Below are 22,853 nucleotides of genomic sequence, written 5' to 3'. Positions count from 1 at the left end.
TAATTCAAAAAAACACTATTTTGAATGACCTAAATATAGATCTTTCAGATGTTTTGCTTCATGAATTTTATGGCCAAAAAAAACAAAAACTTAAAGCGTATCCGTAATTATTTTTCTGGACTTAAAATTATCGCCCGTGGAAATCAGCTTAAGGCATCAGGTGATGATCAGTTTCTTGAAAACTTTTAATATAAAATACAATTTTTAAAGGAATATCTCTGGAATTATCAACATTTAGATGAGAGCATTGTTGAAAAAATTTTTTACTAAAAAAGATCTCTTTCGAGAAGTCTGAATCTGTCCTTGTACATGGGACCTTAAGGACATTTTGTACGCGCCAAAACGTATGGTCCAGGCCCAGCTGGTGGAGGAGGCTAAAAAAGATCTGATTTTTACCGTTGGACCAGCTGGAACTCGTAAGATCTATACAAGCGTGGCTTTGGCTGTGAAAGCACTTAAGGACAAGCAGTTGAGTACAGTAGAAGCAGGTGAAAATTTAGGTTTTCTTCCTGGAGATCTTAAAGAAAAGCTTGATTCTTATTTGCAGCCTCTTTATGATGCTTTGCGCGAGATGATTCCCTCTGAAAACTTGCTGATTTTATCGATAAAAGAATCATTGAAATTACGCCTTTGGCTTTTATGCGCGGGGGTCCTACACTAAATGATGCTTTTATAATACTTGATGAAGCCCAAAACGCTACTCATGCCCAAATGAAAATGTTCTTTACTCGTATGGGGAAAAATGTTAAATTTATTGTTATTGGAGATCCAAGTCAGGTGGATTTGCCCCCTAAAGAACTTTCAGGACTTTCCGAGGCTTTGAATATTCAAAAGGCATATCTTTTATTTTTCTTAAAGAATCAGATTTCATCCGCCATCCATTGGTTAAAAAAGTTATCAAAGCTTATGGATGATTTTATTAAATCTTAACTGAATTCTCGAGAGCCTGTATACTAAGGAATTAAGTTTCCGCAACTTAATTAAAGAATAATATTATTTTCAAAGGAGTTTTTTATGTACCACAAGCTATCAATGAACCTGTAAAGGAATATCTTCCGGGAAGCCTTGAGCGTTCTGAACTACAGCGCATGTATGACCATATGTACGAGCAAGTTATCGAGATCCCTCAATACATAGGCAGTGAAAAAATTTTTAGTCATCAAAAAAATGAAATACGGCCGCCACATGATCACCAAAAGATCCTCGGTTACTGGTATGAAGGAACACAGAAAGATGTTTCGAAATCTATAGAAGTAGCCTTGGAAGCCAGGGCAGGGAAGAGTGGATGGCTTTTTCCTGAGAACATCGCGCCTCCATATTTTTAAAGGCAGCTGATTTGATCGCTGGTCCATTATCGGTCTAAAATCAACGCCGCTACTATGATAGGGCAGTCTAAAAACGCTTTTCAGGCTGAGATCGATGCTGCCTGTGAGTTAGTTGATTTTTTGCGATTTAACGTAGAATATATTCACGAAATCTATACCCAGTCAGCCGATTTCTTCAGATGGCGTATGGAATCGTATGGAGTATCGCCCTTTAGAGGGATTTGTTTTTGCTATTACCCCATTCAATTTTATGGCTATTGCCGCTAATCTACCTCTTTGTATGGCCATGATGGGAAATGTAGTGATCTGGAAAGCCCTCAGATAAGCAGCTTTATTCTGCGCAAGTACTGATGGAAATATTTCAGAAGGCCGGAGGGATTGCCTTTCGGAGTGATCAATATGGTGTTAACCGATGGCGCTGCTACAGCCCAGACAATTTTTAGCCATTCGGATTTTTCTGGTGTATATTTTACCGAATCTACTGAGGTTTTCGATCTATATGGCAAAATATTGGGCAATATATTGATCGCTATAAAAGCTATCCGCGCATTGTTGGAGAGACAGGAGGTAAAGATTTCATCTGGGCGCACTCGAGTGCTTGTTTCAAAGAGGTCACCACAGCTTTACTGCGTGAGGCCTTTGAATATCAAAGACAAAAATGTTGGCAGCTTCAAGGGCTTATATTCCTGATAGTTTATAGGTTCATATCTGTCCTTATATCAATTCAGGAGGTGAATTCCATGAAAACAGGCAGCCCTCGTGATTTCGGTAATTTTATTCAATGCAGTCATTGATCGCAAAGCTTTTGATCGTATCAAGGGGTATATAGAGAGGGCTAAAAAAGCAATGTTTCCAAGATTATACTGGCGGTGGTTATAATGATTTAATAAGTTATTTTATCTATCCTATGATTATTCAAACTACAGATCCTTATTACGAGAGTATGACTCAGGAAATTTTTGGACCTGTTTTGAGTGTATATGTATACGAGGATGAAAATGGCAAGAGAGTTTAAAATTAGTTGACAGCACTTCTCCTTATGCACTTACAGGAGCGATCTTTTCTAAAGATCAATATGTTATTCAAAAGGTTACTCGGTCTTTGAGTGATGCGGCAGGTAATTTTTATATCAACGATAAACCTACGGGCGCTGTCGTTGGGAACAGCAACCCTTTGGAGGTTCCAGGGCTTCTGGAACTAATGATAAGGCGGGTTCAGCTATGAATCTACTTCGTTGGGTATCGCCACGCACTATTAAGGAAAGCTTTCTTCCAGTTAAGGATTATCACTATGGTTTTTTAGAAAAGGAGTAAATTTGTAAAACAATTAAAGCAGGCTGCTTTATCGCGTTTCATCATAGATGAGATGAGGAAAGTCCGGACACCTTAGGGCAGCATAGCGGGTAACGCCCGTCCGTCGTGAGACGAGGACCAGTGCAACAGAAAGCAAGTACAGTTCGGCTGTAGTGAAATCAGGTAAACTCTATGCGGTGAAATGTCATGTATACCGGTAGCTAAGATCGGCTCGATCGTAGCCGGGGGGTAGGCAGCTTGAGCTTAGCGGTAACGCTCAGCCCAGATAAATGATAAAGACCTTTTTTAGGTACAGAATCCGGCTTACAGGCCTGCTTTTCTTATGTTATTTTTACTTAAGACAATAAAGATATTAAAACTAGAAGTGGGAGTAAATGCCACATATGTAGTCTTATATAAGTGCTCTTTGATAAAAATTCTGATATTACCTACCTGATTTCCACGCTTGTTTACTAGCTTTACAAGAAGTCAAAGTAGGATTCATTTTACTGAACCGGTGCTATTTTTTGATCAATGAAAATTTTATTTTCTTTTTATAACTTTCCGGACCTTCTCAATTAAAGTCTTTTGATCGATATTATACTTGTTCATGAGTTCCATGTGCTTTCCGCTTTCTCCAAAAGTATCACATACTGCAACGAATTCTTGCGCTCTGGGTAATTTTGTACTTAGTAATCGTGCAATGCTCTCACCTAAACCTCCCCATAAGTTGTGTTCTTCAGCGCTCACTACGCATCCGGTTTTGGATACGGATTTAAGTATAAGTTCCTCATCTAAGGGTTTGATGGTGTGAATATTGATCACCTCACAAGATACACCTTCTCGCAGAAGTCCTTTAGCTGCTTTTAAAGATTCCCATACCAGATGACCTGTGCATACAATCGTCACATCTTTTCCTTCTACAAGTAATAAACCTTTTCCAAGATGGAAATCTTGATCTTTATTGGTAAAATTAGGTACTGCAGGTCTTCCAAAGCGCAAGTATACGGGGCCCTTATACTTAGCTATAGCTAATGTAGCGGCATAAGTTTGATTGAAATCACAGGTATTGATCACCATCATGCCAGGTAGCATTTTCATCATTCCGATATCTTCAAGACTTTGATGCGTTGCCCCATCCTCTCCCAAGGTAAGACCGGCATGTGAGGCACATATTTTTACATTTTTTTCTGAGTATGCAATACATTGACGTATCTGATCGTAAACACGTGCTGTAGAAAAATTAGCAAAAGTACCTGTAAAAGGGATATAACCTCCAATAGCCAAACCCGCGGCCATTCCCATCATATGAGCCTCAGCAATGCCTATCTGAAAAAAACGCTCAGGAAAAGTCTCAGAAAATTTTGTCATCGAAAGAGATCCTGTCAAATCAGCACAAAGCGCTACTATGTTTTCCTGTTTTTTCCCCAGCTCCAGTAAGGCAGCTCCGAAGCCTGCACGGGTTTCTTTTAGTTCTTCGCCTTTATAGATCTTCATGAGTATTTATAAAATATATTAACTTATATATAATGTTTTTCATGGCATGAATGTTTTTCGATGCTATCATAGAGAATAGTCTCCTAGGGTTTCTGGTAATTGGAATAGGGCTTTTTCAAGCTGCTCATCATTTGGCGCCTTGCCATGCCAGTGATGTGTACCACTCATAAAATCTACCCCGTGGCCCATGTCAGTATGTAGAATCAAAACTATGGGTTTGCCCTTTCCACTCTGCGTTTTGGCTACTTTCAGGCTATGAATTACCTGTTCAAGTTTGTTGCCCTGCCTTTCCTGAAGTACATACCATCCAAAAGCCTCAAATTTTGCTTTAAGATCTCCTAAAGGCATAACCGATTCGGTAGATCCATCTATTTGCTGGCTATTATAATCTATCGTAGTGATATAATTGTCTACTTTTTTAGCACCGGCATAGAGAATAGCTTCCCAGTTTTGCCCTTCATTAAGTTCGCCATCACCATGCAGACTATAAATTAAAAAAGGATCTTTAGAGAGTTTTTTGGCTTGTGCGCTTCCTATAGCTACAGACATCCCTTGTCCTAAGGATCCTGAAGCAATGCGTATTCCAGGTAATCCCTCATGCGGACTGGGGTGGCCTTGCAATCTCGAATTTAGTCTTCTGAAGGTCTTCAATTCATCGATGGAAAAATAACCTACGCGTGCCAGCGTACTATATAAAACAGCAGAGAGATGTCCATTGGAAAGAAAAAAAAGATCCTCATTTTTTCCCTGCATTTGAAAATTTTTTGAGTCATAATGAAGAATTTCATGAAAAAGGGCCACAAAATATTCTGTAGCTCCTAAGGCGCCCCCGGGATGTCCTGATTTTGCGCCATGCACCATACGTAAAATATCCCTTCGGGTCTGTGTGCAAATCCTTTTTAAGGATTCAATATTGCTCATGGGTGGACTTGTTTGTACAAATATACTTTTTATCCTTCGCTTACATCAGCTGATGCATAAATTTTTTTCCTAAGTTCTTTTACTTTTATATCATTGAGATATTCATCGTACTTCATTTGACGATCAATACTCCCTTGAGGGCCTAACTCAACAACTCGATTACAAACCGTTTGAAGCAGTTCATGATCTTGTGAACTGATTACAATGGTCCCCTTAAAATTGCTCAGCGAGTTGTTTAAAGCCGTGATGGACTCCAGGTCAAGATGATTAGTAGGTTCATCAAACATCAGCACATTGGCTTTTAACAACATCATCCGCGAAAACATACAGCGCATTTTCTCGCCTCCTGAGAGTACACGGGCTTTTTTAAGGGCTTCGTCTCCGCTAAAAAGCATCTTCCCTAAAAATCCACGTATATATTCTTCATGTCGCTCTTCTTCCTTTTGTGTATACTGCCGTAGCCAGTTGACCAAATCGAGATCGCTTTCGAAAAACTCCTCGTAATTTGCGGGCAAATACGATTGCTTTGTTGTAACACCCCATGAAAAACTTCCACTTTTGGGCTGTTTAACACCCGAAAGAATCTCATAAAAAGCCGAAGTTGCTTTGCTATTTCTTGAAATAACGGCAATTTTATCTCCGCGGTTTACTTTTAAGGAGACATTCTGAAAAAAATCTTCTTTTTCAGAAGATTGAGAAAGTTTTTCAATCTCAAGAATTTGGTCTCCTGCTTCGCGTTCTTGTTCAAAGATGATGGCAGGATAACGCCTTGAGGAAGGTTTAATATCATCGATATTTAGCTTATCAAGCATTTTTTTTCGGGCTGTGGCTTGTTTAGCCTTAGCCACATTCGAGCTAAACCTTCGAATGAATTCCTGGAGTTCTTTGCGTTTTTCTTCAGTCTTCTTATTTTGCTGAGATCGCTGTTGTGCGGCGAGCTGACTGGTCTGGTACCAAAAATCGTAATTTCCCGTAAAAAGCTGGATTTTCGAAAAATCTAGATCGCAGATATGTGTACATACCGCATTAAGAAAATGACGATCATGGGAAACGACGATAACGGTATTTTCATAACCTCCGAGAAAATCTTCCAGCCAGCTGATGGTTTCTGTATCGAGATCGTTTGTAGGTTCATCAAGTACTAATATATCGGGATTTCCAAACAAGGCCTGCGCTAGTAATACGCGTACTTTTATCTTGCCATCGAGCTCATTTAATTTTTTTTGATGATCGTCTTCTTTAATTCCTAGATTGGAAAGCAGGGTGGCCGCATCGGTTTCTGAATTCCACCCATCCATTTCTTCATAAATAAGTCCCAGTTCTCCTGCTTTAATACCGTCTTGCTCTGAAAAATCTGCTTTGCTGTAGAGCGCGTCCATCTCTCGTTTGACCTCGTAGAGTTTTTTATTGCCCATAATCACCGTTTCAAGCACACTATGATGATCAAAGGCATGATGGTCTTGATTGAGTACAGACATGCGTTTACCGGCTTCGATGTGTATCTGACCAGAAGTTTGATCTATCTGATCTGATAGAATTTTCAAAAATGTAGATTTTCCCGCGCCATTAGCGCTGATAATACCATAACAGTTCCCCTTTGTAAATTTAATATTCACATCATCAAAAAGTATTCTTTTGCCAAATTGCAAGGAAAGCTTCGATACCGTTAGCATATTCAGTGATTTTTTAAATTTATCCAAAATTAGCTAATAAAAACCATCCATAAGCTGTGAAGAAAACATCGATAAATATCCAGAATCGAAAGGCTCATTTTGAGTATGAGCTTTTGGACGAATACACTGCCGGTTTGGCATTATTAGGTACTGAAATTAAATCTATCAGAGGCAGCAAGGCCTCCATTGCCGAGAGCTTTTGTCAAATTAAAGATGGGGAGTTGTATGTTATTAATATGTATATAGCCGAATATCAATTCGGCACTCATGCCAATCATAACTCTCGAAGAGAAAGAAAGCTTCTATTAAAAAATTCTGAGTTGAGAAAACTCAAGCGCAAACTCAAAGAATCTGCACTTACTGTGATTCCCAAAAGGCTATTTATCAATGAAAAAGGACTTGCCAAGCTTCAAATATTTTTAGCAAAAGGAAAAAAAATATACGATAAACGTGATGTTATACGGAAAAGAGAAATGAAAATACAAAGCGCTAGCGCTTTGAAGTATAGATAATTTTTATATACCTTTGACTCCACTGGAAATTAAGAAAAAAATAGTAGTTTATTATGAAACAAGTTAAGCTTCTTGTTGCTGGGCTCGTCGTCCTTGCTTCGGGTGCCCTGGATGCTCAGAATCAACAGAATAGATGGTTCATAGGTGTGGGAGCTCACGCTGTTGATCATTCTTCTGTAAATCCCGCGTTTAATAAATTTTCGTTTAATAAATTATCGTTTAATAAATTCTTTAAAACTAAAAACTGGAGCGTTGTACCGCCTTTATCCAAATTAACAGTTGGGCACAGTATTTCAGATAATCTGGCAGTAGATATGACAGCCAGCGTTGGTGCAATCGATAATTCCAGATGGAATTTCAAGGATGAATTTTTTCTGAAGACCGGTTTGGGGCTTCGATTTTATCCTTTCGCCCGAAATGCTTGGTTTGATCCATATTTGCGCGCAGGCACCAATTACAATAAATTCAGTTATAATGGTAAAACTCTTACCACTAAAAAAGATGGTGTATACAGAACTAAAAAGAAAGATTTCTTTGTGGCTGATGGTGGATTAGGTTTTAATATATGGCTTGCTGAAAATTTTGGCCTTAACATAGAGAGTAATTACAACTGGATTCCACAAGGGAAAAAAGACTATTTGAACTTTTTCCAACATAGCGCTGGTTTGGTATTCCGATTTGGTAAGAAAAAAGAGCCTGTTGTCATACCTCTTCCCCTAATTGTTGAACCTCCTATGGTTGAACCTACGCCTCCTCCTGTGGTTGAACCTACGCCTCCTCCTGTGGTTGAACCTCAAAAAGAAGTGGTGGCTAAGGTGAACCATGACTTTAAAGATGTCTTCTTTGACTTAAATAAAGCTACAATTTGTCCTCAATCCGATAAGCATATAGAGCATGCTGTTGAGCTTATGAATCAAGAAGGAATGAAATCTCATAACTTCTGTATATATGGTTATACAGACAGCGCAACAGGAACGCCTGCCTACAATTATGAACTCTCTAAACGGCGTGCTCATGCGGTCAGAGTGGCTTTAATTAACAAAGGTGTTGATGTGAGTCGTTTGGCAGTTGAGGGACTAGGACCTGAAAATCCTGTTGCTCCTAACAATACTAAAGAAGGTCAGGAGAAAAACAGACGTGTTGAGATTCAAATTCGTGATGGTGATTGCAGAACCCCAAGTAATGCCACCAAGGTGACTACTTATCGTCCGAAGAAATCTAAAGTAAAGCATTATTCAAAGAAGAGAGTTGATAAAGCTAAGGTATTTCCTAAAAAGGAAGTTATCAAAAAAATAAAATAAGCTTAACTTTATAATTAAAAGGCCTCATTTTTGAGGCCTTTTAATTATATACTATTATATTGTTTATAAGCGATAATGAATATAAATTTCCGTAGCGCCTGTTCCATATTTCCTATAAGATGCATCAAAATATTCTATATTAGGATATTCATCTAGTAATTCATGTAATGCTTTTTTAAGAATACCCTCTCCTTGTCCGTGGATAAAAATCAGTTGTTTTCGATTTTTTTTCATACAACTTCTGATTGCTTTGTGCGCTTCAATTAGCTGAATAGATAACCACTCTCTTTGAGTATATTTTCCGCGAAAGTCAAGCAGTTTTTCTATATGCAGATCTATCTCCAAAATCCCCTTATGCTTAAGTTTTTTAACTTTCTTGATAAGCAATTCTTTTCTTTTTTTTCTCTCTTTAGCTTCTAGAAGTAGATCGACAGATTTATCGTTAAAAAAATTGCCGTAAACCCGTATTAATTCTTTGGCTTCATAGCAGTATTCAAATCCAAAATTAGTTGATATCCAAACTTTTGATCCTAAAATTTTAACCACTAAACCTGTAAGATTTTCATCGATTACTGATACACGTTCCCCAATTTTAAAAGTGGTGGTTTTCATAAATCTACTTCATCTATGTACTCTTTTTTTTGAAACAATGATGCAGGTTACTATACTAAGTTCATAAAGAGCAATGAGCGGAATAGTAGCGATGATCATGCTTAATAAGTCTGAGGGTGTGATAGCCGCTGCTACTACCAGCATAATTAATAAGGCATGCTTTCTATAGGTGCATAAAAATTTAGGGCTAATTAGACCTATCTTGGTTAGAAAAAATACTGCCAACGGAAATAGAAAGACCAAACCCATGGACAATGTAGAGTGCGTTACTATAGATATATAGTCAGTTAAATCAAATATATTTTCGGGCAAATCGCTGATGCGAAAGCTATAACTGAATTGTATGGCCATAGGGCATAACACAAAATATCCGAAAAGGAGTCCACAGGTAAATAAAACGGTGGCTCCTAATACAACGCCTCGCGAATAATTTCGTTCTTTTGCCGAAAGTCCCGGACGGATAAAGCTCCATAATTCATAAAATATATAAGGGAATGCTAGTATAATTCCTCCTAGTAAACTTACCCATATGTAAGTGTTGAACTGACCCAAAAGTTGTCGATTTTGAATATGCAGATCACTAGGCAAAATGATTAAATCTTCTCGATGAAAAAAATGTCCAAAAAAGTTGAATAAACGATAGGTAATAAAATCCGATTTGGCTGGTGCAAATAAGATATAATCGAATACCAGCGTTCGATTGATCATCATAAGTCCAGTTCCTATAGCAATACTGAGAAAAGCTCGTAAAAGATGATTTCGAAGTTCTTCGAGATGCGCTAAAAAAGGCATTTCCTTTTTTGAGGATAGGTTATTCATAAATGTATTCCTGCTTTTAGCAAGTCATGAAAATTAATGATTCCATAATAATTTTTTCGTTCCATAACAATGAGATGTTCAATATTATGCAATTGTATAAGTTCGGCTGCCTTTATGACTAAGGATTTCCTTTGAACAGATTTAGGCTCTTGTGACATGATATCCTGGGCGCTCAAATGAGAAAAATCGATATTTTTTTCAAGCATTCTACGCAAATCACCGTCGGTAATTACTCCGGATAACGTGATTTTATTTTATTACTGTCGTCATTCCCAATTGTCCTTTTGAGATATATAATAACTTTTTTAATAGGAACCTCAGGATTTACCGAAGGTTTTTCGCTACATTTCATAATATCATCTACTGTCCAAAGTAATTTTTTCCCTAAAGCTCCTCCGGGATGATAGCGTGCGAAAAATCCTCTCTGGAATTTTTTTTGAGCTCTGTAAGGGCAATTAAAAGTGCATCTCCTAAGGCCAGTTGAGAAGTAGTACTTATTGTAGGGATTAGATTTTGTTTATCAGCTTCGTTTTTTTCAGAAATAAGTAAAATACTATCGTATTTTTTGGCCAGTTCACTTTGTTTCTCTGCGGTAATTGCGATAAAGTAAGCTTCTTTTTTTCTGACAGGAGGAATCAAAGCATGTATTTCTGTCGAGCTTCCATTTTTGGAAAGGCAGATTACGATGTCTTTTTGATTGAGCATTCCTATATCACCATGCAGAGCTTCGGAAGCGTGCAGAAATTGTGAAGCCAGACCTATTGAATGAAAAGAGATTACCATTTTTGAGCGATATAAGCACTTTTTCCTATAGTAGTCCATATGATTTTTCCTTCACATTTATTAATATTTAGTACTGCCTGAGTAAATTGATCATTTAAGTTTTCTGCCGTGATTTTCAGTGCATTTACTTCCTTTTCAAGGTTTTTTTTTGCTGAGTATAGTATTTTTAAATACTGTGACATTATTTTTGCTTTCAACAAATTTAAAGATAGTTTTATAAGTACATTTGTATGCATGTCTGATAAAAGAGATTTAAGATCAGCCCTTAAACAATATTTTGGCTTTGAAAATTTTAAAGGTGATCAAGAGAAAATCATTAATAGTTTATTGCAGGGAGAAAATGTATTTGTCATCATGCCTACAGGGGCAGGAAAATCTTTATGTTATCAATTGCCTGCGCTTATTAGCAAGGGAACGGCTATTGTAATTTCTCCATTGATTGCACTGATGAAAAATCAGGTGGATGCTATACGAGGCATCTCTATTGACAAGGGTGTGGCACATGTACTAAATTCTTCTTTAAACAAATCTGAAATTAAGGAAGTCGTTGGCGATGTGCGTTCTGGAACTACCAAGTTACTCTATATGGCGCCTGAAACCCTCGCTAAAGAAGAATATCTGCATCTTCTTAAAGATATTTGTGTTTCTTTTTTTGCTATAGACGAATCTCATTGTATTTCTGAATGGGGACATGACTTTCGTCCCGAGTATCGTAATTTACGCGCTATAATTGAACGAGTGGGAAGAGCGCCTATTATAGGACTTACAGCTACTGCTACACCGAAGGTTCAGGAAGATATACAGAAAAATTTAGGAATGGGTCAGGCAAAAGTATACAGAAGCTCTTTCAATCGTCCAAACCTTTACTATGAAGTACGATCTAAGATAGATGTAGATAAACAAATTATTAAGTATATCAAAGATCGTCCAGGGGCTTCAGGTATTATTTATTGCCTTAGCCGAAAAAAAGTAGAAGAATTCACTCAGCTTTTGTGCATCAACGGAATCAATGCGCTTTCTTACCACGCTGGTTTAGATGCAAAACTTCGTGCTAAGCGTCAGGATATATTCTTAGCTGAAGAAGCGCAGATTATAGTAGCTACTATAGCCTTTGGAATGGGTATTGATAAGTCCAACGTACGTTTTGTAATTCATTATGATATGTCTAAAAGTCTTGAAAGTTACTATCAAGAAACAGGTCGTTCCGGCAGGGATGGAGGTATAGGTGAGTGTGTTGCCTTTTATGATTATAAAGATATTGAAAGGCTAAAAAAATTTATGTCCAATAAAAATATGGCTGAACGCGAAATCGGAATGCAACTGCTTGAAGAGGTGGTAGCTTATGCTGAGACAGGCATTTCCAGGCGCAAATATTTATTGCATTATTTTGGTGAAGATTTTGATATGAGCACAGGTGTATGCTCAGATATGGATGACAACGTTCGTTATCCAAACGAAAAGATCCAGGCCACTAAAGAACTTTCCCAATTGCTCGATATAGTTGAAAAAACTCACCAAAGACTTAAAACAAAAGATTTAATTCAAGTGCTTCTCGGAAAATCTAATGTGATGATTAAGACGCATAAGTTATTTGAAAGAGATTTTTTTGGTGCAGGCGCAAATAAAGGTGAGGTTTTTTGGAAAGCATTGATTCGACAAGCTATTGTACATAATTTTTTAAAGAAAGAGATAGAGAGTTATGGCGTTTTAAAAATGACACTTAAAGGTCAAGAATTCCTTAGTTCTCCTTGTTTTTTTGAGATATTTAAAGATCATGATTATAGCAAGACTCAGAAAATAATTGAAACAAATCCTGCAACGGCTAACCAGGTTTTCGATGTGGAACTTTTAAGACTTTTAAAAGAGCTTACACAAGAAATTGCACGTAGAAATAAAATTCCTCCTTTTGCCGTTTTTCAGGAATCAAGCCTTAACGATATGGTTACGCAATATCCTATCACTCTCTCAGAGCTACAGCAAATCTATGGGGTGGGCAAGGGAAAAGTCAGGAAATGGGGTAAGGAATTTCTCGATCTTATCTCCAAGTATGTAGAAGAAAATCAGATCATTCGTCCAGAAGACCTTGTGGTGAAACAATTGCCTAATAAATCTACACATAAAGTTTTTATCATTCAAAATGTAGATCGAAAACTGCATTTAGAAGATATTGCTAAGGCTAGAGGGTTAAATATGCAAGAGCTTATCTCCGAGATGGAAAGCATTGTTTATCAGGGAACGCGTTTGAATATTGCGTACCAACTCGATGAAAATTTTGATCAGGAACATATTGATGAAATTTTTGAATATTTTATGAATGCCCGATCAGATAAAATAAGCGATGCATTAGCTGCTTTTGATCAAGAATATACAGAAGAAGAAATGCGTCTTTTGCGCATACATTTTATTAGTGAAATAGCCAATTAGGTCTATTTTTCATTACCGTGTTTTTTCATCCATTATAAAGATATTAATTTAGATAAGCAGGAATTTTATGAAGTGTGGTATTGTTGGATTACCTAATGTGGGCAAGTCTACTCTTTTTAATTGTCTATCAAGCGCTAAGGCTCAGTCGGCCAATTTTCCCTTTTGCACTATAGAGCCCAATGTAGGCTCTGTTCAAGTCCCGGATGAGCGTCTTACAAAACTTCAGGAATTACTTCTATCGAAGCGCATAATACCTGCTGAGGTAGAAATTCTGGATATTGCCGGTCTTGTTAAAGGAGCTCATAAAGGTGAAGGTCTGGGAAATAAATTTCTAGCTAATATTCGTGAGACTCATGCAATTGTCCATGTGTTGCGCTGTTTTGAAAATTCTAATATTATACATGTAGAGGGAGGTATTGATCCTTTTCGTGATAAAGAGATTGTAGATACTGAATTGCAACTTAAAGATTTGGACACCATTACCAGGTATCTGGAAAAAGCAAAAAAGTTAACCAAATCTGGAAATAAACAGGCAATGAAATCCTTAGCATTCCTTGAGCGTGTTTCTAAAACGCTTAATAATGGAGAAAATATACGAGGCCTTTCTTTTTCTACAGAAGAAGAAGTACAACTGAAAAATTTACAACTCCTGACCGCTAAACCCGTAATTTATCTATGTAATGTCGATGAAAAAAGCTTAAAAGATGGAAACATTTATACTGATAAGGTAAAATCCATGGCAGCTGCGGAGAAGGCTGAAATTTTAATGCTTTCCGCGCAAACTGAGGCTGATATTGCTGAGTTAACTACTTATGAAGAACGAGCGCTGTTTCTGAAAGATTTAGGCTTACAACAACCTGGCGTAAACAAATTGATTCGTAAAGTATATCATTTGCTTAATCTTCAAACCTATTTCACAGCAGACGTGAAAGAAGTACGTTCCTGGACTATTCAAAGAGGTTGGACAGCTCTTCAGGCGGCTTCGGTCATCCATAGTGATTTTGAGAAGGGCTTTATTCGGGCTGAAGTTATACACTATAATGATTTTATTAATTTTGGCTCTGAGAGTAAAGCTCGTGAAGCTGGACATATGTCTGTGGAAGGTAAGGGATACTTAGTGCAAGATGGAGACATTATGTATTTTCGCTTTAATGTGTAATTTATGCATATCCGGTCGATATTTTTTTTAATGATATTTGGCTGTTTTTCACAGCTTTTTGCTCAAAAAAAAATACGTCTCTATGAATTTGAATTACGAACAGATAATGATTCTTATTTATGGAAGTATTCGGATCGTTATTACACTAATGGCTTTTTTTTAGCATTTCGGTATACGCTTGACCACAAAAACTTAAAAAGTTCCTCAATTGTAAAAAAAATCCTTGCTTTTGAAATAGGGCAACGTCTTTATACCCCTCAATCGGGGGCTATACCTGCACAGAAATATGTAGACAGGCCCTTCACAGCTTATTTATACGCTCAGACTTCTATTTCAATATTTTATAAAGATGAAGCTTTTGTAAAGTATTCCTCCGAGGTAGGTGCCATAGGCCCCGATGCATTGGGTGAAGAGGTACAGAGCAGTTTTCATCGGTTTTTTCAATTCTACGACGTTAATGGCTGGAAATACCAGTTAAAAAGCGAGTGGGGCCTTAATCTTTCAGCCGCTTGTACCAAGCTGATTTTTAGAAAAAAACTTGTTGACTTTGCAGCAGTAGGTGTTTTAAATCTGGGTACTACGTTTTCAGGGGCTGACCTGGCCTGTTTAATCCGTGTAGGATGGCTCTCTCCTTTATACAATTCCTTGATTAACGCTAGCAGAATAGGTTATTTCAACTCACTTGAGGTATCGCCTGGAAAGCAAGAGTTTTATTTTTTTGTTAAACCTATACTTAAGTATGTAGCTTATGACGCCACTATACAAGGGGGCTTGTTTAGAAAAGATAAAGGACCTGTAGTATTCGAAGCGAAACCTTTTGTTTTTTCTCAGAATTATGGCCTCGGCTCTTCTTACGGTCCCTGGACATTTGAAGTCACGATGGTTTTTAATACCAAGGAGTTGGAGAGCTGGGCAAAAAAACACCAGTGGGGGTCTTTTCGTATAGGATATGCTTTTTAGGTAAATCTTATTTATATAAAAATATACTCTTCTTTTTTACGCATTTCCTTCAGAGGATATAGAGTTCATAGAGATCTCTACATTTTTATTACAAATAAAAATACATTAATTATAAATATCTATGTTTAGATAATTTGTAATTATTTATATTAATAATATAATTATAAATTGTTATACACAATGTATATATTTTTATTTGCTTATACATATATTCATCTCAAAATATTTGATAGGTCATATTTTAAATATTCCCCTTAAGCTAATACGTTGGTCAGAGTGTTTAGGATTGACATAGGATTTTATCTTTAAAGTAACATCTGGGATTCTACTTTTACAAGACCTGAGATAGATGAAAGAATGAATTTGCTACAGAAAATAAAAAGAAATTGTCTTTGTTTGTGAACAACTTGCTTTGCACAACGCAATATGCCTATAATTCTACTTATATGCACACAATAAATTTAACTAAGTAAGTGATTTAATGAATTTTTTATCATATAAGATGATAGCAAGAACTATAGATTATTTATTATGCTATAGAGGAATTGTCGAAGAAAGATGCTATAAAAGCATCTTTATCAAAGGGTAGTAAATCCTCAATACCTTCTCCTAAACCAATATATTTGACTGGAATTTGAAACTGATCCGAAATACCTATCACCATACCACCTTTGGCTGTGCCATCGAGTTTTGTAACGGTAAGTCCGCTAATTCGTGTAGCGAATTTAAAGGCCCGGGCTTGTTCAAAAGCATTCTGTCCTGTAGAACCGTCCAATATCAGAAGAACCTCATGAGGAGCTTCAGGGATGAGCTTTTTCATAACCCGTTGAATTTTTGAGAGCTCATTCATCAAATTAATTTTATTGTGCAAACGTCCGGCAGTATCTATTAATACCACGTCGGATTGTCTGGCAATAGCAGCTTGTAATGCATCAAAAGCTACAGAAGCCGGATCTGCCCCCTGACCTTGTTTTATAAGTTCTGCATTGGATTTTTCAGCCCAACGACTGAGCTGCTCTACTGCTGCTGCGCGAAAAGTATCGGCTGCTCCGATGGTGACTTTTTTCCCAGAGTTTTCGAATCGATGAGCTAGTTTACCTATAGTGGTTGTTTTTCCCACACCATTAACACCCACGACCATGATCACCCAGGGTTGTACCGATTGCATTTCTTCCTTTGGTTCCTTTAGGAGCACCCCAATTTCCTCACGAAGTATAGAATGAAGCTCTTGCACGTTCATGTACTTATCCCGTGCTACTCGTTCCTCAATTTGATTAATAATTTTTAAGGTAGTATTCACTCCAACATCAGAAGAGATAAGCACCTCTTCAAGTCGATCGAGAACTTCTTCATCCACTTTTGTTTTCCCTGCAATAGCCCGTCCGATTTTTGAGAAAAAAGAGTTTTTGGTTCTTTGCAGGCCTTTGTCGAGGATTTCTTTTTTTTCGCTGGAAAATATTTTTTTAAACCAACTCATCGGGTAAAAAATAAAAAGCTACCATTCCACAGGCGGTAGCATCGAAAAATGATATGTGAAGATCGTTTAACGTCTCGTTAAAAAATCATTTACCTCTTCGGCGTTTACGATTTTCTCTTCAAAAACGTAAGCCTTGGATTTTTGTGATTTAACCATGCGTATTACCTTGGTTGTCTTTTTTGAAGCACCTGTCTGTAAAGTTGCTACAGTTTTTTTTGCCATGTGATAAGTTTTTACTTAATCTCTTTGTGAAGAGTATATCTCCTGAGAATCGGGTTGTATTTTCTTAATTCTATTCTATCAGGTGTATTTCTTTTGTTTTTTGTACTTATGTAACGAGAGGTACCTGGTTTGCCACTTTCTTTATGCTCAGTACATTCTAAAATGACCTGTACTCTATTTCCTTTCTTTGCCATTTTCTCCCACTATTTAATCAGGCCTTTTTTCTGAGCTTGCTTAAGCGCTTTTTCGATTCCTATAGAATTCACGGTTTTAATACCCGCTGCAGTTATTTTTAGCGTAATCCAGCGATCTTCTTTGGGAAGATAGAAACGCTTTTTCATCAGATTAATATGAAAACGGCGCTTGGTTTTGTTATTCGCATGAGAAACTTTGTTTCCTACCATAGGTCTTTTGCCTGTGATTTGGCATATTCTTGACATTTTTCCGTTTTAACAAATGGAAAGGCGAATTAACGTATATTTTTTCTCTTTGGCAAATGCCTTCTTCTAAAATTTATGCGATTTGTAGATGCAGAATTTTTTCTAAAAAAACCTTTTAATACATCATTTTCTTTTACAACTCCTACGCCCAAAAGCGGGCCGGTAAAAATTAAATTACCTATTTTTAGTTAGAAATACTTTGAGAACTCTGGAATCAATACATCGAATGAAAAAATGATGTCCTTGGTTTTACTTCTTTGTACGACTTCATCGTTTTTTTTCAGGGAAAAATCAAAAATATTATCATCAAATTTTTCCTTAGGAACCCATTTTCCTACGACAGCTGATTGATCAAAAGTCTTTAATTTTTCCAGGGAAAGCCTTTTTCCTTGAACGTCTTTTGAAGATCACAAGCAGTAAAATCTATTCTTACACTTATCTCGTTGTAATAACGATGAACAAAGGTTTTCTAAATATATTTACCCGATTTGCTCATTTTTAGGGCGATTTCTATTTCGTGATCTATTTCATTGGTAAATCTTGGAATGATAAATTCTTCCCCTTTGCGGGGTAAAGCTGTATCAGGTTTGAGAAAGAATATAGGTTCTTCAGGTACTTCTTTTTTTAAATCCTTTTATCTGTTTCCTGCATATGGCCAATATAATTTTTTTGCAACGCAAAGAATTTTCATGAATAGAAATATGTTAATTGTATCAGATTTATTTATAAAATTTTAAAAATAAATATATACAGATATCTGTACAGTACAGAACTCAATATTTCTTTTTTAACTCCTTGTTAAATTAAACATAAAATTAGCCCAATAAATAAAAACTTATTCTGTTCTACTGTTATTTTTATCTATGATCTCTTTACATAACTTCTTTTGAGTCTCTTTAGAAACTTTTAATCTATTTCTGTAAGAGTTTATCTTTTATTGGTCTTTCCATTTATAATCTTATATGATTAATAGGTACGGGTTTATACGAGTTCTTTATGCCTACCTCCAGCAAGAATTGAACAGAGACCATTTTATTTGGTAGCTTTGGCTTTGTGGCGAGACTTTTTTAGTTAAAGTCTTTTTATTTAAGTACTAAAGAGCTCTCTTCCCGTTTCGTATCTTCTCACAAGGTCAGAAATCATGCCGGGGGACACGGACGTGAAAATTTTTGATCTGACTCACAACGGTCAGAGAAATTTTCACAACCTTGTTTTCATTCCCAGTGGGATTAATAGACGGTATTGTATTAAAGACCCGGAGAAAGAATTTAACATGAGGATTCAACAACCAAGGTAATTAACCTGGCAAGCAGCGAACTGAGGCAAGAAATTAAACAAACATTTGTGTCGACCCGATAGGGGCGATTGTATTGCTGGATGAATGTCAGCAAACGGCCGAGTAGCAACTAAAAAAAGTATATTTACTCTGTTGTTGCCTAAATACAAACTCTGAGATTCATGAATTGGAGCGCTTTATTTAACGGTAGCCAGCGAATATCATTTTTTATTAGCCTCAAGGTTTCTTCTACACCTTTAGGTTCATTACTGTTACCGTGAATCAAAACTATGCTTCCTGTTTTGGCTTTTTCTCCCTTTGCAAGCCAGGCGTTGCTACCAACAGAGATCAATCCCAATTCATTTAATTCTTTCACTGTCTTTTCATTCAAAACCAACCCAGGAAATCGAAAAAGAACTGAAGAAATTTCATTTCTTTTCAATAAAAGTTTTTCCGTCATGAAAACTTCATTTTTCATCATCGTCCCAGGAGTTTAAAAAGTTATGTTCAAGTGGACGTCCTTTGTAATAAGGATGACTAAAAGAATGGTTTAACCAAGTAATATTTAATTTGTTTTTCTGATCCCCCAGTAAGCTAAATTCTCGTGGGTGATTACCTAGCCATAAACCACTTATGTATATCGCTACGGGAAGAGGTTGTTCTTTTTTATTGGACTGCATAGCTATCTTATCAAAAAAGTTGGTTTCAATTTTTTTGACAGAAGGGAATAAATCTACGATAAGAAACATCCCGTCAATATCATGCTCAGCCTGAGTCAATCGATAATTCTGTAGAATATAAGGAGAAGAAAAATATTTTAACGCTATTAAATACGGTGTATTTTCAGTTCTTTGGGAGTAAAATACTCTGGGGTCTTAGGTTTCGATAACCTTCGGGATCTGAATTTTATTGCTTTATCTGTTTCTGTCAAAAAAGTTTTCGGATCAACCAGCAAGTAATGAAGCTCATTTTATACATGGGTATAAAAACAGCTTGGTAATCACTAATTGGTTTACTTTTGTCAGCCATTGAGGAGGTGTAAAAAAACAATAAGAATATACCAAAAAGGTATATGTTTCTTTTTAAGATTCAAACATAATTAAGTGTCATGACTTAATGCAATTTATATAAATGTCGCTTATATTTTTTCTATAAGATCATTTTTTGGCTTAATATATAGGACTTTTCTTTTTAAACATACAGGGTTTTTAAGTGATAATTCTTTGTCAGGTTCCACCTGCTTTCTTAAATAAGTTTAAGTCTGCTTTATTTTTTTTCAAGTGCTCGATTTGATATCTTTAAAAGATAAAGAGGTGCAAATTAAAAACCAGACATTTTTTGCTTGATTTTTTTAATCACTCTTTTTTAGTAAATATATGATGGTAAAGAATTTGAGGTTTTACTAAGTGATATAATATAATAATAGCTTTATATAAACTTTTCTTATAAAGCCTTTGTTCTATAAATTATTTATGAAAGGAAAGGTTTATATCAGTGATTTTCGACCTGGTGTCTCATATCCTTAAAAAGTTTTAAGCTCGTCCAAGGTAGTTGTTTTATAGCTTTCTATAGCTTTGAGAAATGAGAATTTCGTTATAATTCTTCAATTAAATTGAGAGTTTTCTCTATAAATTCTTATATCTACCTTTTCATAGAGATGATTTTGTTCCTCTCAAGATCCATCGTATAGTTCGGCTAACGTTCTTTTACCTATTATCCAGATTGATAACATATCTTTTTATATGACCCTCATTCACGAACTTAAAAAAGATAAGCTGAAAGTTTTTCAAAATTAGCGTTGATCATATCCTTATCAAAAAACCTGAGCTATATTTCTCACGTCTTGCTTTTTATTATCCTAGTATTTCGAGACTGATAAGAATGTTCACAATAACGGTAGCACAGAATTTTACTCTGTTGAATAACTTAAGGGATGTATGAAGGATTTTCTTTACTCCTGACAAAGAAAATAAATATCGCTCACTGCAGGTCAACCATTGAATAGTATGTTGACAACTTTTATTATATAGTTGTATAAAAAAGACAAACTCTATATTTAGAAATCCTTGAGCTTTAAAAGAGTCAGGACTTTTTTAGTATATAGGGGAAAGTCTGATTTTTGGAGCCAGTTATAGTAATGAGGGTCTTTTTTAAACACTTCAAGCACTTTTTGCCCTTTATATTTACCGAAAGTAAAGATTTCTTTCCCATCTTGACTGAAGCCGATGAACCCAGCCAGGTCAGCTGTATTTTTCTGACGGGAAAACTCACTCAGCTTTTTTACGTCTTTATCAAGTTCAGAATATTTTTTCAGCTGTGCTTCCAGAATTTCATAGGTAGCTAAGGCATCAGCACTGGCATTATGTGCGTTCTTTAAGTCTTTATCACAGTAGTATTTATAGGCGGCTGATAAAGTACGCGGTTCCATCTTATGAAAGATCACTTGCACATCGATACTCTTATGTTTTTCGCTCTCAAAGGGGTAGCTTGCCCGTAAAAGCTCTTCAGCCAGGAGAGGAATGTCAAACCGATTCGAATTGTATCCAGCCAAATCAGCTCCTTCAATCATTTTGCAGATTTGTGGAGCAATGTCCTTAAAAATTGGCTTATCGGCTAAATCTTCATTTGTAATACCATGAATAGATTTCGCTTCGGCTGAAATAGGGTATTCGGGATTGATGCGCCAAGTTTTTTCCTCTTGTACACCTTCCCGGTAGATTTTAATAATAGATATCTCTACAATACGGTCTTTGACCAAATTGATGCCTGTTGCTTCTATGTCAAAAAAACAAATAGGGCGATGCAGATGCAGATTCATAAGTGAGTAAACAAATGTTTTTTATAAAGTAATGATAATAATATATATAGAACTATCACCCAGGGAATCGCTGCTAGGCGAAGGCTGATAAAAAGCAAAGAAGCTAATGTTAAAAATATATAACGTGGGAAATTTTCGCTCCAGAGAGTAGATGAAAACTTTAAAGAAAACATCGGAAATTTTGAAACGAGAAGTATGCATGAGAAAAATAACATGAGAAATAACAAGACAGGTGAGCTGAGAATAAATTTCCAGCAGTTATAACCTATGTGTTCAGGTGTTACTATAGATATTCCGGTAAAAAAAAGCGCATTAGCAGGAGTAGCTAATCCTTTAAAATCATGCCTCTGAGTCTTATCTAGATTAAAATTCGCCAGACGCCACGCCGAGCATAATACAATAGCGAAAGCGCTCCATTTACACAACGAAAAGGAAGGATATATAAAAGTGGATTCTTCTAAAAAATTAAAAACGATAAGCGCGGGCACTAATCCGAAAGAAACCAGATCTGCCAGTGAATCGAGTTCTCCTCCAAGTTGGCTTTTTTCATTGAGCAAGCGCGCCAAGAATCCGTCAAAAAAATCTAGAATTAATGATACAAAACTTAATAAGGCAACTTTCTCATAATCAGGTCTTCGCAACAAAAGAACTACAGCTATACATCCACAAAATAGGTTCGCTAGTGTAAGCAAATTGGACAGATGTTTTCTCATTGAGAGTTTTTGCAAATATAAGAATGCTTTTCCATGCAATTTAAATAGAGGTTATTTTCATTTTATTAAGCCAAGTAAATTAGAGAGAGATATTTATTGATATTCTATCTGAATTTTCTTCTACCTTACGTGCCCGATAGCCTCGAGAATTAACATAATTAATTTTAAAATCTCATGATATTTTTCTTACTAGTACACAAAAGCGAGCGATATCAAATTTTTTAATAAGAGCTATAGCTTTGAAAAAGCTCAAGCAGAACAAATTATCCGTATAATTCATCTAAAAATATTTTAACAAATGTCTTATGAATCCCTCTCTATAAGTCTTTACATGATTATGATCTCGGTAGGTTACTACACTTATAAAAAATCTACAGCTAATCTTTCAGAAGATATGTTGGGCGGGCGCTCTTTGAGTCTACTGGTAACGAAGATTTCAGTAGGGGTTTCCGATATGAGCAACTGGTTGTTAATGGATTTTCCCGGTGCGATATACGTATCGGGTCTCCCGGCTATGTGGATTTCCGTAGGACTTATAGGTACCTATTTTAACTATCTTCTTGTAGTACTCAGACTTCTTGTATATACAGAGTTAGCCAGTAATTCCATTACTATACCAGATTTTTTCC

General features: G+C 36.3%; 24 protein-coding genes, 1 other RNA gene and 3 pseudogenes. 9 read left to right on the top strand and 19 right to left on the bottom strand.

Features of this window, described 5'->3' with window-relative positions; all coding sequences use genetic code 11:
- The first annotated feature begins 20 nt into the window (after nucleotides 1–20).
- From CS842_RS07925 to rnpB, 3 genes and pseudogenes are all read left to right on the top strand, one after another.
- Nucleotides 21–914 (top strand): annotated as a pseudogene (locus CS842_RS07925) (PhoH family protein).
- Nucleotides 915–995: 81 nt separating this feature from the next.
- Nucleotides 996–2,638 (top strand): annotated as a pseudogene (pruA, locus tag CS842_RS04080) (L-glutamate gamma-semialdehyde dehydrogenase).
- Between the two features lie 15 nt (nucleotides 2,639–2,653).
- Nucleotides 2,654–2,960: RNase P RNA component class A (gene rnpB / locus CS842_RS04075), an RNA gene on the top strand.
- A gap of 200 nt (nucleotides 2,961–3,160) precedes the next feature.
- On the opposite strand, the gene CS842_RS04070 is transcribed toward rnpB, so the two are convergent.
- The 3 genes from CS842_RS04070 to CS842_RS04060 form a co-directional block, all read right to left on the bottom strand.
- Nucleotides 3,161–4,114: a transketolase family protein gene (locus CS842_RS04070; RefSeq protein ID WP_103327601.1), complete on the bottom strand. Its 954-nt coding sequence runs from the start codon at nucleotides 4,112–4,114 to the stop codon at nucleotides 3,161–3,163.
- A gap of 66 nt (nucleotides 4,115–4,180) precedes the next feature.
- Nucleotides 4,181–5,035: a transketolase gene (locus CS842_RS04065; RefSeq protein ID WP_103327600.1), complete on the bottom strand. Its 855-nt coding sequence runs from the start codon at nucleotides 5,033–5,035 to the stop codon at nucleotides 4,181–4,183.
- A 29-nt stretch (nucleotides 5,036–5,064) separates the two neighbouring features.
- Nucleotides 5,065–6,708 carry an ABC-F family ATP-binding cassette domain-containing protein gene (locus CS842_RS04060; RefSeq protein ID WP_103327599.1) on the bottom strand — a complete coding sequence of 548 codons (1,644 nt, stop codon included), beginning with the start codon at nucleotides 6,706–6,708 and terminating at the stop codon, nucleotides 5,065–5,067.
- Nucleotides 6,709–6,764: 56 nt separating this feature from the next.
- Between CS842_RS04060 and smpB the strand changes: the two genes are divergently transcribed.
- Both smpB and CS842_RS04050 read left to right on the top strand, forming a co-directional pair.
- On the top strand, nucleotides 6,765–7,220 hold the full coding sequence (smpB, locus tag CS842_RS04055; RefSeq protein ID WP_241518447.1) for an SsrA-binding protein SmpB: 456 nt from the start codon (nucleotides 6,765–6,767) through the stop codon (nucleotides 7,218–7,220).
- Between the two features lie 53 nt (nucleotides 7,221–7,273).
- Nucleotides 7,274–8,521 (top strand): OmpA family protein, encoded by a 1,248-nt coding sequence (locus CS842_RS04050; RefSeq protein WP_103327598.1) that lies wholly within the window; start codon nucleotides 7,274–7,276, stop codon nucleotides 8,519–8,521.
- A gap of 63 nt (nucleotides 8,522–8,584) precedes the next feature.
- Here the strand turns inward: CS842_RS04050 and CS842_RS04045 are convergent, their stop codons facing one another.
- The 5 genes from CS842_RS04045 to CS842_RS04025 form a co-directional block, all read right to left on the bottom strand.
- Complete coding sequence (locus tag CS842_RS04045; protein WP_103327597.1) at nucleotides 8,585–9,133, bottom strand: Smr/MutS family protein; 549 nt, start codon at nucleotides 9,131–9,133, stop codon at nucleotides 8,585–8,587.
- Between the two features lie 9 nt (nucleotides 9,134–9,142).
- Nucleotides 9,143–9,952, bottom strand: a complete 810-nt coding sequence (gene tatC / locus CS842_RS04040; protein WP_103327596.1) for a twin-arginine translocase subunit TatC — start codon at nucleotides 9,950–9,952, stop codon at nucleotides 9,143–9,145.
- On the bottom strand, nucleotides 9,949–10,158 hold the full coding sequence (locus CS842_RS04035) for a CBS domain-containing protein (protein WP_103327595.1): 210 nt from the start codon (nucleotides 10,156–10,158) through the stop codon (nucleotides 9,949–9,951). Before CS842_RS04035 ends, tatC begins: the two co-directional genes overlap by 4 nt.
- Nucleotides 10,159–10,336: 178 nt before the next feature.
- Nucleotides 10,337–10,735, bottom strand: coding sequence for an SIS domain-containing protein (locus tag CS842_RS04030; RefSeq protein ID WP_195909865.1), 399 nt, complete (start codon nucleotides 10,733–10,735; stop codon nucleotides 10,337–10,339).
- On the bottom strand, nucleotides 10,729–10,917 hold the full coding sequence (locus tag CS842_RS04025) for a hypothetical protein (RefSeq protein ID WP_146037449.1): 189 nt from the start codon (nucleotides 10,915–10,917) through the stop codon (nucleotides 10,729–10,731). The genes CS842_RS04030 and CS842_RS04025 overlap by 7 nt, the downstream gene beginning before the upstream one ends.
- 52 nt (nucleotides 10,918–10,969) lie before the next feature.
- On the opposite strand from CS842_RS04025, the gene CS842_RS04020 reads away from it, so the two are divergent.
- From CS842_RS04020 to CS842_RS04010, 3 genes are all read left to right on the top strand, one after another.
- The gene (locus CS842_RS04020) at nucleotides 10,970–13,159 is read left to right on the top strand and encodes a RecQ family ATP-dependent DNA helicase (protein WP_103327592.1); all 2,190 of its coding nucleotides are present in this window, start codon (nucleotides 10,970–10,972) and stop codon (nucleotides 13,157–13,159) included.
- 67 nt (nucleotides 13,160–13,226) lie between these two features.
- Nucleotides 13,227–14,318 (top strand): redox-regulated ATPase YchF, encoded by a 1,092-nt coding sequence (ychF, locus tag CS842_RS04015; RefSeq protein ID WP_103327591.1) that lies wholly within the window; start codon nucleotides 13,227–13,229, stop codon nucleotides 14,316–14,318.
- Nucleotides 14,319–14,348: 30 nt separating this feature from the next.
- A complete protein-coding gene (locus tag CS842_RS04010) occupies nucleotides 14,349–15,278 on the top strand; it encodes a lipid A deacylase LpxR family protein (protein WP_195909864.1) in 930 nt (309 codons plus the stop codon).
- Nucleotides 15,279–15,807: 529 nt separating this feature from the next.
- On the opposite strand, the gene ftsY is transcribed toward CS842_RS04010, so the two are convergent.
- The 11 genes from ftsY to CS842_RS03965 form a co-directional block, all read right to left on the bottom strand.
- Nucleotides 15,808–16,755, bottom strand: a complete 948-nt coding sequence (gene ftsY / locus CS842_RS04005; protein WP_103327589.1) for a signal recognition particle-docking protein FtsY — start codon at nucleotides 16,753–16,755, stop codon at nucleotides 15,808–15,810.
- 66 nt (nucleotides 16,756–16,821) lie between these two features.
- Nucleotides 16,822–16,977 (bottom strand): DUF4295 domain-containing protein, encoded by a 156-nt coding sequence (locus CS842_RS04000; protein ID WP_103327588.1) that lies wholly within the window; start codon nucleotides 16,975–16,977, stop codon nucleotides 16,822–16,824.
- A gap of 11 nt (nucleotides 16,978–16,988) precedes the next feature.
- Entirely contained in the window at nucleotides 16,989–17,171 is a 183-nt protein-coding gene (rpmG, locus tag CS842_RS03995) for a 50S ribosomal protein L33 (RefSeq protein WP_103327587.1), read from the bottom strand.
- A 9-nt stretch (nucleotides 17,172–17,180) separates the two neighbouring features.
- Nucleotides 17,181–17,417 carry a 50S ribosomal protein L28 gene (rpmB, locus tag CS842_RS03990; protein ID WP_103327586.1) on the bottom strand — a complete coding sequence of 79 codons (237 nt, stop codon included), beginning with the start codon at nucleotides 17,415–17,417 and terminating at the stop codon, nucleotides 17,181–17,183.
- 188 nt (nucleotides 17,418–17,605) lie between these two features.
- Nucleotides 17,606–17,791, bottom strand: a complete 186-nt coding sequence (locus tag CS842_RS07920) for a fumarylacetoacetate hydrolase family protein (RefSeq protein ID WP_410468520.1) — start codon at nucleotides 17,789–17,791, stop codon at nucleotides 17,606–17,608.
- A gap of 95 nt (nucleotides 17,792–17,886) precedes the next feature.
- Entirely contained in the window at nucleotides 17,887–18,018 is a 132-nt protein-coding gene (locus CS842_RS07915) for a hypothetical protein (protein WP_410468521.1), read from the bottom strand.
- Nucleotides 18,019–18,853: 835 nt separating this feature from the next.
- On the bottom strand, nucleotides 18,854–19,153 hold the full coding sequence (locus CS842_RS03980; protein ID WP_103327585.1) for a polysaccharide deacetylase family protein: 300 nt from the start codon (nucleotides 19,151–19,153) through the stop codon (nucleotides 18,854–18,856).
- Between the two features lie 7 nt (nucleotides 19,154–19,160).
- On the bottom strand, nucleotides 19,161–19,472 hold the full coding sequence (locus tag CS842_RS03975) for a polysaccharide deacetylase family protein (protein ID WP_103327584.1): 312 nt from the start codon (nucleotides 19,470–19,472) through the stop codon (nucleotides 19,161–19,163).
- A gap of 47 nt (nucleotides 19,473–19,519) precedes the next feature.
- Nucleotides 19,520–19,648: a hypothetical protein gene (locus CS842_RS08150; protein WP_488192423.1), complete on the bottom strand. Its 129-nt coding sequence runs from the start codon at nucleotides 19,646–19,648 to the stop codon at nucleotides 19,520–19,522.
- 1,101 nt (nucleotides 19,649–20,749) lie between these two features.
- Entirely contained in the window at nucleotides 20,750–21,511 is a 762-nt protein-coding gene (locus CS842_RS03970; protein ID WP_103327583.1) for a 3'-5' exonuclease, read from the bottom strand.
- Nucleotides 21,508–22,224, bottom strand: coding sequence for a CDP-alcohol phosphatidyltransferase family protein (locus tag CS842_RS03965; protein WP_103327582.1), 717 nt, complete (start codon nucleotides 22,222–22,224; stop codon nucleotides 21,508–21,510). The genes CS842_RS03970 and CS842_RS03965 overlap by 4 nt, the downstream gene beginning before the upstream one ends.
- Nucleotides 22,225–22,522: 298 nt before the next feature.
- On the opposite strand from CS842_RS03965, the pseudogene CS842_RS07590 reads away from it, so the two are divergent.
- A pseudogene (locus CS842_RS07590) lies at nucleotides 22,523–22,816 on the top strand (sodium:solute symporter family transporter); the annotation flags it as partial.
- Nucleotides 22,817–22,853 lie beyond the last annotated feature (37 nt).

It is taken from the genome of Bacteroidetes bacterium endosymbiont of Geopemphigus sp., from assembly GCF_002904345.1.
Classification (GTDB): Bacteria; Bacteroidota; Bacteroidia; order Flavobacteriales; family Blattabacteriaceae; genus GSPS2-BC2016.
Note: the sequence above shows the minus strand (reverse complement) of the source record. Positions and strands in the feature narration are given on the sequence as shown.